The following is an 11,387-nucleotide window of genomic DNA, read 5'->3' as shown; positions in this document are numbered from 1 at the left end:
ATAGTAGTGGTAATTCGAGAATGCGATCAGCGCTTCATCCCGGCTGCGATAGTGCCAGCTCAGCAAGTGGGTGGGGATGCCGGCAGCTCCAGCCTCGTCGAGGATTGATGGCATGTCTTTCTCGAATTCTGCCACTTCTTCCTGACCTGATTCTCCCTCATCACTGCGGCCAAAGAAATGGGTGGGCGGAAGTTGCTTGGGGTCCCCGACGATAATAGCCTGGCGGCCCCGCGCAATTGCGCCAATCGCATCCCAGGTCGAGATCTGAGATGCCTCATCAAAAATGACCAGATCGAACTGTGCTTGTCCCGGAGGCAGATATTGGGCTACAGACAACGGCGACATCAGTACACAAGGTGCCAGTTTCGTAAAGGTTGTCGGCATGTCTGCGATGAGACTGCGGATGGCTGCTGTGGGGCGCTGCAGTCCAAGCTGGTGGCGCAGCAGCCCTAATTCTGAGCGACGTGGCACACTGTCTCTGGTGGGCAATTCATTACCGAGACGGCGTAGCACTTCTCCCGAAACCAGTTCGGTCATGGTCTGATCCAGTGAGCGAAACTGTTTGATCAATGCATCGTGTTCCCAGTGAGCGAAGCTGCGCAAGGCAGGGGAGGCATCCATGGCTGGCTTCAGCCACCAGCTCATGTAGGCGCTTTCGAAGGCCAAACCTGTATCTGGGAGGGGAATGCCTGCTTCGAGTGACTCGACAAGTGGAGCTAGTCCAACAGCCTGGGCCTGTCGTTTTGAGGATTGCCATTTCAACCAGTCCGAGAGGCGTTCGCTGTATGAGGGCAATGCGGCCAGTCGCGCTTCCAGTGTCGGTTCTTCGTCGATGGACTGCCCACTGGCAGAGGCAAAGGACACTTGTTCCTTGTTGAAATTTTCCTGGGCGAGCTTTAATCGTTCCAGCAACGGTTTGAAGGAACCACCATTTTTCAGCAGCAGTTGAGGGCGCAGTTCTGTCAGTTTCGACCTGGAAATACCGGCGTTAATCAGTGTCGATTCAACCTGTAGATAGGCTTCGGCTTGATCCAGCAATAATTTGAGCGCTGCCGGATCAGATGCTTCTCCGGCAAACAATGACAGTTCGGTAAACGGTGATGAGTCAAGGGATGTGCGTGCTGTGACCAAGCGGCGCAAGGCAGTTAGATCGGTAGCGGGATTGGCTGAGCCACCACTTGCATAGGTCTGCAGGAGTTTGCGTACCTTGCCTTGGGCCAGTGTGCTGAGTGGCCAGAATTTTGTCTGGGCTTCTCGCCATTGAAGATCGAGTGTTTCCAGTGGGATTGATGCCAGTGACTGATCTTCGTATTGGGCAGACAATGCCTGTCGAGCCGTGCTGCACTCTGCCAGAATGTGTGCCAGAGTGGGTAGGACTGAGCGCAGTTCTGCCAGATTTTGCAGGGCAACTGGATCAATGGCCGGCTGTTCCAGGAGAGGGGTGGGCAGTGAGTCGAGAGTGATACGTATCTCACTGTTGCGATAGTCGCAGCCGAGCAAGTCGGCAATGGCCTCGCGAGCTGTTTCTAGCTCTCGTAATGCGCTTTTCAATCTTTGTGCAGCATTGAGAAGTGTATCCTGCCAGCTGTAGGACCATTCACCGGAGGGGACCAGGGATAAAGCGCCATCAAGGAGTAGGTCGGCAATGATGGTATGTCGCTGGCCCAGTTCGATTGCCAGGTTGCGCAGCCGCCGCCAGCTTTCCTCGTCATGGCAGTCTTTGTTGTCAAACTGCAGCGTAAACGGTACGTGGCTGCCAACGGCCCGGCCTATAGCTTGATAGATGCTGAAGCCCTGTGTTCCGGGTAGATGCAATTGTGTGACATAGTCATTGAGTTGATCCCGCGTCATACGCAACTCGTCAGTTACCCGGACCCAGTTATCCTGTGCCTGACTGGTGGCGCGTTCCCAGGAGCGCCCCAGTTGCTGAAATACGACTTTGCGATCAGCTTTGTTGGAGTGCAACTCCAGAACAGCACTGCCCAATCCTTGTCGTTCCAGACGGCGCTGTACAACGTCCAGTGCTGCTGCCTTTTCCGCAACGAAAAGAATGGTGCGTCCCCGGCCCAACTGGTCAGCAATGATGTTTGTGATGGTTTGGCTTTTGCCTGTTCCGGGAGGGCCGACCAGCACGAAATCACGCCCAGTCGCCGCTGCCGCCACGGCAGCCAGCTGTGAACTGTCGGCGGGTAGGGGGGCTAGTATGTCTGCGGGCACATGGTTTCGATCCATGTCTCGTGGATGCGGCATAGGCGTATGAGCACCTGCGAAAGGCTCTGATGGGCTGTCGACCAGATGTCTGACCAATGGGCTTTCACGCAGGCTATCGGTTCTGTCTACGAGATCCTTCCACATCAGGTATTTTGCAAAGGAGAAGGTGGAGAGTGCGCATTCTTCCAGGACCTCGAAACCGCTTACATCACGAACCCTGCGGCGCATCAGTTCAAAAATTCGTGGAATATCCAGGCCATTTTCATCATGCGGCAAATCGCCTTCGAGTTCAGGAATACGCAGATCGAAGTCACGTTTCAGAAACTCAAGCAAGGTTGCATTGATCCTGACTTCATCTTCCAGTTGCGTCAGGCGGAACTCGGATTGTGCAGAACGTCGTTCGAGTTTGACCGGAATCAGTAGCAAAGGTGCTCGATAGTGGCGCTCGTCGTCTTCCGGGCGTTTCCAGCGTAGAAATCCTGCGACCAGGAATAGTGTATTAGTGCCGCCTTCCTGAATGTCACTGCGTGCTTTTCGATAGAGCTCAGTCAACCGGTTACTCATGTCATGAGCGCTCAGGGGAATGGCAATCTGGATTTTGTCCAGCGCATCGCGTGCCAGGCTTGCTTCTATTTCGCGTGTTTGTTCTGCTGATAAGTCACGACCAGCTACGGCATTCTCATCTTTCAGGGGGAGCAGGCGGTAGGTTTTTCCACTTGCCAAACCGTCCTCCAGCGTTGCGACTGTAGGGCAGAGCAAGGGTATGGAAAGCTTGGTGTCCTTGAAATTCAGCAACTTGTTTGCAAGGGAAAGATCCAGCAGTTTGCGTTGCCAGCGTTCTATTCTGCCTAGTGCTGTGGAGGGGGCTTCGTCTATGGCTTCTCCGGGCAGGAGGCCGAAGTTCAGAGGTTTTGGTAGATCGGCAGGTGCTCGTGTTTCGGATTCGTTTTGGTTGCTTTCTGGTGTTTGATGGCTGGCAAGAGGGCGGATCCGTGCCGCACGTGCGCGGTTAATGTCGATAGCCAATTCAAATTCGGTTTCTCGGGATTCGGATAAGCCTTCGTTGCCTGCGGCCACTGCTTGCTCAAAACCGACGCTGGGTCGTTTGGTCAGTAGTGTGGATTCCAGTGCAACGAATTCGCGCGAGACAACTGCTTTGCGGACAGTAATGACATCGGGTTCAAGGAGTTTTCCGAAGTCATGCTTGATCAGCCATACACCGACCCAGGCATGTCCCTTGGCAAACAGGATTGCTGTATGTAGCCCTGCTGCCTCGAATGCTGCAGCGAGCAGCAAGGCGCTGTCCAGGCAGGTCGCCAGTCCTTCAGATACGATACGCTCTGGATCCCGGATTTTTTGGCCTTCACGTTCGAAGGATGCCGGAGGGACTGCATAGGTCAGGCCTAACCCGGTCGCGGCAGACCAGATGGCACCAGCGATCATCCAGGTGCGTTGTGGATCATTGGATTGATAGCCGTCCATGGAGCCTGAATATCCTGCTGCTTCCAGCAGACGCGAGGCATCTTTCAGCAATCGGGCAACTTGAGGCTGGTTGGGAGATACGAAGGCGGCCAGGATGTTTTCCATCTCACTCAGGCCTCCCCATTCATCACGGGCTAACAGCTCGATACGGCATTGCTTCTGTGCGGTGATTTCATCGCCGATTTTCAGGGTGAATTCAAGTTGCCCGATTTCCGCTTCGTTCAATCCGCCGAGGATGGCGGTGTCCAGTGGTGTGTCCAGATCGCCCAGCACGATGCTTGAGTGCGCAGAAATATGATCAACATACCAATTTTTTTCACGCAGAACTGTGGGAGTGGCGCGCAGATTGAGAGCAACATTCTTTGCGGGTGCATCGCCTGTGTTTTCGATAATCAATGTGCGCAGGATAGAAACGCTATTTTGAGCTGATGCAAAATTGATTTTCGTACGGATGCTTATTTTTAAAACAAGGAGGGCATTTTTTTCGAGATGATCGGAGTGCTCAAGCGAGTCCGAAGCGGTGATGTCTTGCATAATTAGAAGGTGGGGCTGTGGTGCGGATTGGGGGGAGAGTAATCTAATGTAACCGGTTTTTTAAATGATGTCAGAAACTGGTATGCTGCCCGAGGCGTTTCGATTTGAAACGACCGTCAGACTGCTCCACGCAACTCAAGTCTGCCCGGCTGCACCATGCAGAGCCGGGCTCCGTCGTGTCGTTCCTTCGAGTGCCTCATGCATGAAGCCATCCCGTCGGGTGGCGTGCCCGTGAGCCTATGAGTTTTCTCCAGAGTCTTTTACTGCTTTTGCTGTTGATCGGCGCGAGTGCCTTTGTCTCGCTGGCCGAAATATCCATGGCGGCATCGCGACGCCTGCGCCTGCAGCGCATGGTCGACGAAGGCGATGAACGTGCCCGCATCGTGCTCCAGACGCAGGAGCAGCCTGCACATTATTTCACCGTGGTGCAGATCGGCACCAACGCACTGGCCATCCTGGGCGGGATCGTCGGTGAGTCCGTGTTCAGTCCGTACATCAATGCCTTGCTGGCGTTCTGGCTGGAACCGGCCTGGAGTGAGCCGCTGGCCTTCCTGATTTCCTTTTTCCTGATCACCTCGCTGTTCATCCTGCTGACCGATCTGGTGCCGCGCCAGTTGGGCATGCTGCTGCCGGAGCAGGTGGCACTGCGGGTCATTCGCCCCATGCATGGCTTGATCTTCCTGCTGCGGCCATTGGTGCTGTTCTATTCGTGGCTGATGCAGCGTACCTTGCAGCTCCTGGGGGCACCTGCGCAGCGCGAGGAGAGGGTCACGTCGGCAGACATCCTGGCCCTGACCGAAGCGGGCACGCGCTCGGGCGCGCTGGCGGCCGGTGAGCAGCAGGTGATCGAGAATGTCTTTGAACTGACGACGCGCATGGTGCCCAGCGCCATGACCCAGCGCGATCGCATCGCCTATTTCCTGGTCGATGATCCGGACGAGGTGATCCGCGCCCGGATCTCGGCCGAGCCCTACTCGACTTACCCGGTCTGCCGTGGCGATATCGATCATGTGGTCGGCTACGTGGATGCCAAGGATCTGTTCCAACGTGTGCTCAATAATCAGCCGCTCAGACTGGATGACGATACGCTCTTGCGCAAGGTGCTGCTGGTGCCGGACCGGCTGACGCTGGCCGAAGTGCTGGAGCAGTTCCGGCAGGTGGGCGAGGACTTCGCGATGATCGTCAACGAGTACAGCCTGATCGTGGGGCTGGTCACGCTCAATGACGTGATGAGCACGGTGATGGGCGATCTCGTCTCGCCCTGGGATGAAGAGCAGATCGTCCGGCGCGATGCCGATTCCTGGCTGATCGATGGCGTGACGCCGATCCAGGATGTGCAGCGCGTGCTGGACATCGATGTGCTGCCCGAGGCAGATGAGTACGAGACGCTGGCCGGTTTCCTGATGGTGATGCTGCGGCGCGTGCCGCGCCGCACCGATACCGTGACCTGGGGTGGTTATCGCTTCGAGGTCATGGACGTGGACAGCTTCCGGATCGACCAGGTGATGGTGACGCGGCTGCGCGAGTGAGTCCTCGTCGATGGCCCGATCCGGACGGTGCCGGGCTTGACCACCGCGCAATAAAAATCAACGCACCCTGGATTCAGCGTACCAGGCCCTGCAGTGCCAGCCTGATTTGACTGTTGGTGCCTTGCCTTGGCGGCATGTATAGGTTCTGCACGCAATCAGGTCATTGCGTGTGCTGGCGTAATGGACCAGTTGTTGCTGGGGGTGACATGTTCGGCTTGCCACAGATCGTAGGCTATCTGGCCACGTAACCAGACTTCTGCGCTGGGCCCACCGCCACTGGGGGTGCGCAGCCAGATTTCCAGGCGACGGGCAAGATCGACAGAGATTGCTGCGTGGCCGTTCAGGACACGAGAAAGTGCAACGCGGCTCACACCGAGTTGCCGCGCAGCGTCGGTGACGGAGAGGCCTAGTGCGGGCAGGATATCTTCACGCAGCGTTTCGCCTGGGTGGGGCGGGTTGTACATACGCATGATGTGTTCCTAGTGGTAATCCTGATAGTCGACCAGTATGGCTTGTACCTTCAAAGCAAAAGGTCATGCGCCAGTTGCCGCTGACTGTAACGGACCAGTGTTTATCAAGCGGTTGGCCTTTGGGATTGTAGCCGTGCAGGGCATGCAGTCTCCAGCCAGGTATCTCCATATCTGCGGTGCGGCAGCATCATTGAGGTGTCTGAGCTGCCGAGCCAGCTTGGCCGCGTGTGTGGTTTGAATACCGGCTTTTGATCCCGTTTCGAAGAACAGTAGCAAACCTTTATGCCGGAAGCTTTTGATCATGTTTGATTGTATCGTCTGGCTATACGAGGCACAATCTAACATTGCAGCAATTTGGACAATATCCGTAATGTCTGCAGTTAGCGCACCAGGCCCTGCAGTGCCAGCCTGATGCCGGCGGCCACGTCGATATCGGCGGGCAATTTCTTGAGGGCTGCCTGCGACTCCTTGTCAGAGTAGCCCAGTGCCAGCAGGGCATTGAGGATGTCGGACTGGCTGCCTGCCGGAACGGCCTGGGGGGTATTGCCCAGGTCTGCGCCGAGCTTGCCGCGCAGCTCGAGCAGCAGGCGCTCGGCGGTTTTCTTGCCGATGCCCGGTACGCGGGTCAGGCGGGCGCTTTCCTGCTGGGTGATGGCTTGTGCCAGTTCTGCGACCGAAAGACCGGAGAGGATAGCCAGTGCCATGCGAGCCCCGATGCCGCTGACCTTGATCAGGGTACGAAAAGCCCCCCGTTCTTCACGGGTGGAAAAACCATAGAGGATATGGGCGTCTTCGCGTACGCTCAGGTGCGTGAACAGGCTGACCTGTTGCCCGACTTCCGGCAGAGCGTACAGCGTGTTCATGGGAACATCCACTTCATAGCCGATGCCTTGCACGTCTATGCACAGGGTGGGCGGGGATTTTTCCACGAGAGTGCCAGTCAGACGGCCGATCATGATGAGGTTTCTCCAAGGCGAGTGAGGGCAGGGTGATCCCTGGGAATCGGGCTGTGCCCGATGATGCGGGAACTTTGTCGAGGGTAGACGAGGATCTTAGCCGTGGCCGATGACGCGTCCCCGGCGCAGGGTCTTGCGATGGCGCGGCAGGGCCACTGCTGTGCCGGTCTGGGCGTCAATGGCCAGGACGCGTTCCGACAGTTGCCCGGTATGGGCATGGCAGATGGCGCAGGCCAGGGCATCGGCGGGGTCGGGCGGGGGCAGGCCGTTCAGGCGCAGCAGGTGCTGCACCATGGTCTGGACCTGATGCTTGGTGGCCCGACCCGTGCCAACGACAGACTTCTTGATCTGCAGCGCCGTGTATTCATGTACGGCAAGGCCTGCATCGGCCAGTGCGCACATGGCGGTGCCGCGGGCCTGGCCCAGCAGCAGTGTCGAAGCCGGGTTGGTGTTGACGAATACTTTTTCCAGGGCGGAAATATCGGGCTCATACTGGCGAACCACCTCGCGCAGGTTGGCGAGGATGGTTCGCAGTCGTTCCGACATGGGCTGGTCTGCCGGCACCACGATGGCACCGCTGGCGACATACCGGACCTGGCCGCGATCCAGTTCGATCACGCCAAACCCGGTACGTCGCAGGCCGGGATCCACCCCAAGAATGCGCATCTCAGTGGCGGAAATGGCGCATGCCCGTGAAGACCATGGCGATGCCGCGCTCGTCGGCAGCAGCGATGACTTCATCGTCGCGCACGCTGCCACCCGGATGGATCACGCAGGTCGCGCCTGCATCGGCGACCACGTCGAGACCGTCGCGGAACGGGAAGAACGCATCCGACGCCACGGCGCAACCCTGCAGCGACAGGCCGGCGTTTTCGGCCTTGATGGAGGCGATGCGAGCCGAGTCGATGCGACTCATCTGGCCGGCCCCGACACCCAGCGTCATGCCGTTGGCGGCAAAGACGATGGCATTGGACTTGACCTGCTTGGCCACTTTCCAGGCAAACAGCAGATCGTCGAATTGCGCCTCGGTAGGTGCCAGCTTGCTGACGACCTTGAGGTCTTCGCGGTTGATGCGGCCGAAGTCGGGGTCCTGGACCAGCCAGCCCCCGCCCACGCGCTTGACGTCGAAACTGTTTTGACCGGCTCCCAGCGGGACTTCGAGCACGCGCAGGTTCTTTTTCTCGGAGAGGATGGCGAGCGCCGCACCGTCATAGCCCGGTGCCAGCAGTACTTCGACGAACTGGCCGGTCACCGCCTTGGCCGTTGCGACGTCGACCGGGCGGTTGAAGGCAATGATGCCGCCAAAGGCCGAGGTCGGATCGGTCTGCAGGGCCTTGCGGTAGGCTTCCTCCGTCGTGGCGGCGATGGCGACGCCGCAGGGGTTGGCATGCTTGATAATGACGCAGGATGGGGTGTCGAAGCTGCGTACGGTTTCCCAGGCGGCATCGGCGTCGGCGATGTTGTTGTAGGACAGTTCCTTGCCCTGCAACTGGCGGTAATTGGCCAGCAGGCCGCTCGGCACATAGGGGTCGGCGTAGAAGGCGGCCGACTGGTGTGGGTTTTCGCCATAGCGCAGGGTTTGCTGGCGTGCCAGGTTGATGTTCAGGATACGCGGCCAGGGCTCGCGGATCGGCCGCTCGTCGGGCTCGGGGGCGGTGTCGACCAGGCTGCTCAGGTAGTTGGACACGGCACCGTCGTAGGCGGCGGTATGGGCGTAGGCCTTGCCGGCCAGCTCCAGGCGCAGCGCGTACGAGACCTGGTTGCTGTTGCCAGCCATTTCTTCGAGCACACGCGGATAGTCTGCCGGGTTGATCACGACGGCGACACCACCGGCTTCGGTGCCGTGGTTCTTGGCGGCGGCGCGCAGCATGGCAGGACCGCCGATATCGATGTTCTCGATGGCGTCGGCGAACGTGGTGCCATCGCGTGCGATGGTTTCGCGGAACGGATAGAGATTGACGACCAGCAGGTCGATCCGGTCGATGCCCTGTTCATCAAGGGTTGCCATGTGGGCCGGATCGTCGCGACGGGCCAGCAGGCCGCCGTGGATGCGGGGATGCAGCGTCTTGACGCGGCCATCGAGGATCTCGGGCGAGCCGGTGTGTTCGGCGACTTCGGTGACGGACAGGCCGGCTTCGGTCAGCAGGCGTGCGGTGCCGCCGGTGGACAGCAGCCGTACACCGGCGGCGGACAGCGCGCGGGCGAATTCGACGATGCCGTCCTTGTCGGACACGGAAAGCAGGGCAGTTTGGATTTTCATGGGACTAGCGGTCCAGGGAATGGAAAACTGGTATGTAAAAGGATCAGTCGAGCAACTGATGCGCCAGCAGTTTCTTGCGCAGGGTATTGCGGGTCATGCCGAGATATTCGGCAGCGCGGGACTGGTTGCCCTGGGCGTGCTGCAGGGCGACTTCGAGCACGGGCTTTTCCACGCAGCGCATGACCATCTCCCACATGTCGTGTGGTGTGCCACCTTCACCGAGGTCGGCCAGGTATTGTTCCAGGCTTTCTCGCACACAGTGTTCCAGGATGTTGGGATTCTTGCTCATGATCGGAAGATATTCGGGTAAAAGGATGTCGCAGGCAGGTCAGGCGGCCAGGATCTCGGCGGTGGCTTCTGCGGGCGGTGCGGTCTGGTGCGCGAACCACTGCGACAGCGCATGCTGCTGCGCGGTCGAGGAGTCCAGGGTATTGATGTGCGCACACAGCGCCTGTCCGCCGGGAAGATGGCCAAGATACCAGCCGATGTGCTTGCGGGCCGTCCGTACGCCAGTATATTCGCCGTAGAAGCGGTAATGGTCGTCCAGATGGTCCAGCAGCAATGCCGCCATCTCGCTGCAAGAGGGCGGGGGCAGCATTGTACCTGTTTGCAGGAAATGGTCGATTTCGCGGAAGATCCATGGACGCCCCTGTGCCGCACGGCCGATCATCACGGCATCGGCACCGGTATGGTCCAGCACGGCACGGGCCTTATGTGGGCTGTCGATGTCGCCATTGGCGATCACCGGTATCTCCAGCAGCGACTTGACCTCGCGTATGGTGTCGTATTCGGCCTCGCCCATGTACAGGTCGGCACGGGTGCGCCCATGCAGGGTCAGGGCGGCAATGCCGATCTCCTGCGCCATCAGGGCGATGCGGGGGGCATTGCGGGAAGTGCGGTCCCAGCCGGTACGGGTCTTGAGCGTGACAGGCACGTCGTAGGGACGACAGGCGTCGACCACCGCGCGCAGGATGCGTGCCACCAGGGCTTCGTCGCGCAACAGCGCCGAACCGGAGGCGGCACTGCAGACTTTCTTGACGGGGCATCCCATGTTGATATCGATGATGCGGGCACCCTTGCCGATGTTGAAGACAGCCGCCTCGGCCATCATCTCGGGGTCGGCACCGGCGATCTGTACGCCGACGGGTTCGATCTCCCCATCATGGTCGAGGCGACGCGAGGTCTTGACGCTGTCCCACAGGCGCGGATTGCTGGCCGCCATTTCGGATACGGCATAGCCTGCCCCGAGCCGCTTGCACAACTGGCGGAACGGGCGGTCGGTAACCCCGGCCATCGGGGCGACCAGCACGTTGTTGGGAAGGGTATGGGGGCCGATGCGCATGCGGGCATTTTAACCCGCCTGCAGCAAAGGGGGTCAGATGCGCAGCCCCTGTAACAAGTGGCGGACCAGCGGCTGGCGCAATGCGGGCAGCAGATCGAGCCCGAGCAGGGCCAGCCCGCCGGCGTGTTCGGCAGGAGACAGGCCGGTACTGAAGCTGCGGGCAAGGAGGTCAGTGATGCCGATCGTCAGGGTTCGGTCTGCCGTGCGCTGCAACAGCCAATCATGCAGATCAGGCATGCCGGAGGGGGCGCTTGCGCGCAGCCAGTCGCGCAGCGCCAGGGCGAGCTGGGCCGCATCGCGCAGCCCAAGGTTCAGGCCTTGCCCGGCGACGGGATGCAGGGTCTGGGCCGCATTGCCGATCATGACGATGCGACCGCGCAGCGTGCGTTGACGCATGGCCAGCCGCAACGGCACGGCATGGCGTGGCCCATAGGGTTGCAGCGTGCCAAGGCGCAGTCCGAAGGCGGATTCCAGTGCCTGTCCGAAACAGGTGTCGTCGAGTGCCTGCAGGGCTTCGGCCTGTGCCTGGGGCTGACACCAGACCAGTGCATAGAGATCATGCCGCTGTGGATGTGGCAGCAGGGCCAGAGGACCATGTCGGGT

Annotated in this window: 9 protein-coding genes and 1 pseudogene; 1 reads left to right on the top strand and 9 read right to left on the bottom strand. The window is 59.5% G+C overall.

From position 1 onward, the window contains the following. A partial coding sequence (locus ABN482_RS06030) for a DUF4011 domain-containing protein (protein WP_349503142.1) occupies positions 1-4,227 on the bottom strand: 4,227 nt, incomplete at its 3' end. Positions 4,228-4,466: 239 nt separating this feature from the next. On the opposite strand from ABN482_RS06030, the gene paeA reads away from it, so the two are divergent. Further along, positions 4,467-5,756: a polyamine export protein PaeA gene (gene paeA, locus ABN482_RS06025; protein ID WP_349503141.1), complete on the top strand. Its 1,290-nt coding sequence runs from the start codon at positions 4,467-4,469 to the stop codon at positions 5,754-5,756. Positions 5,757-5,911: 155 nt separating this feature from the next. Here the strand turns inward: paeA and ABN482_RS06020 are convergent, their stop codons facing one another. The 8 genes and pseudogenes from ABN482_RS06020 to ABN482_RS05985 form a co-directional block, all read right to left on the bottom strand. Next, the gene (locus ABN482_RS06020) at positions 5,912-6,229 is read right to left on the bottom strand and encodes a HigA family addiction module antitoxin (RefSeq protein WP_349503143.1); all 318 of its coding nucleotides are present in this window, start codon (positions 6,227-6,229) and stop codon (positions 5,912-5,914) included. 6 nt (positions 6,230-6,235) lie between these two features. Next, positions 6,236-6,529 (bottom strand): annotated as a pseudogene (locus ABN482_RS06015) (type II toxin-antitoxin system RelE/ParE family toxin). 77 nt (positions 6,530-6,606) lie between these two features. Next, on the bottom strand, positions 6,607-7,182 hold the full coding sequence (gene ruvA / locus ABN482_RS06010) for a Holliday junction branch migration protein RuvA (protein ID WP_349503140.1): 576 nt from the start codon (positions 7,180-7,182) through the stop codon (positions 6,607-6,609). Positions 7,183-7,278: 96 nt separating this feature from the next. Continuing rightward, on the bottom strand, positions 7,279-7,848 hold the full coding sequence (gene ruvC / locus ABN482_RS06005; RefSeq protein WP_349503139.1) for a crossover junction endodeoxyribonuclease RuvC: 570 nt from the start codon (positions 7,846-7,848) through the stop codon (positions 7,279-7,281). A 1-nt stretch (position 7,849) separates the two neighbouring features. Beyond that, on the bottom strand, positions 7,850-9,442 hold the full coding sequence (purH, locus tag ABN482_RS06000) for a bifunctional phosphoribosylaminoimidazolecarboxamide formyltransferase/IMP cyclohydrolase (RefSeq protein ID WP_349503138.1): 1,593 nt from the start codon (positions 9,440-9,442) through the stop codon (positions 7,850-7,852). 43 nt (positions 9,443-9,485) lie between these two features. Next, complete coding sequence (locus ABN482_RS05995) at positions 9,486-9,731, bottom strand: helix-turn-helix domain-containing protein (RefSeq protein ID WP_143858576.1); 246 nt, start codon at positions 9,729-9,731, stop codon at positions 9,486-9,488. Between the two features lie 39 nt (positions 9,732-9,770). Then, positions 9,771-10,784 (bottom strand): tRNA dihydrouridine synthase DusB, encoded by a 1,014-nt coding sequence (dusB, locus tag ABN482_RS05990; RefSeq protein WP_349503137.1) that lies wholly within the window; start codon positions 10,782-10,784, stop codon positions 9,771-9,773. 33 nt (positions 10,785-10,817) lie between these two features. After that, a partial coding sequence (locus tag ABN482_RS05985; RefSeq protein ID WP_349503136.1) for an FAD-dependent monooxygenase occupies positions 10,818-11,387 on the bottom strand: 570 nt, incomplete at its 5' end.

The sequence above is a fragment of the Corticimicrobacter sp. genome, from assembly GCF_040137905.1.
GTDB lineage: Bacteria > Pseudomonadota > Gammaproteobacteria > Burkholderiales > Burkholderiaceae_B > Corticimicrobacter.
The sequence above is the reverse complement of the archived record's forward strand: the minus strand, read 5'-3'. Positions and strand labels throughout refer to the sequence as shown.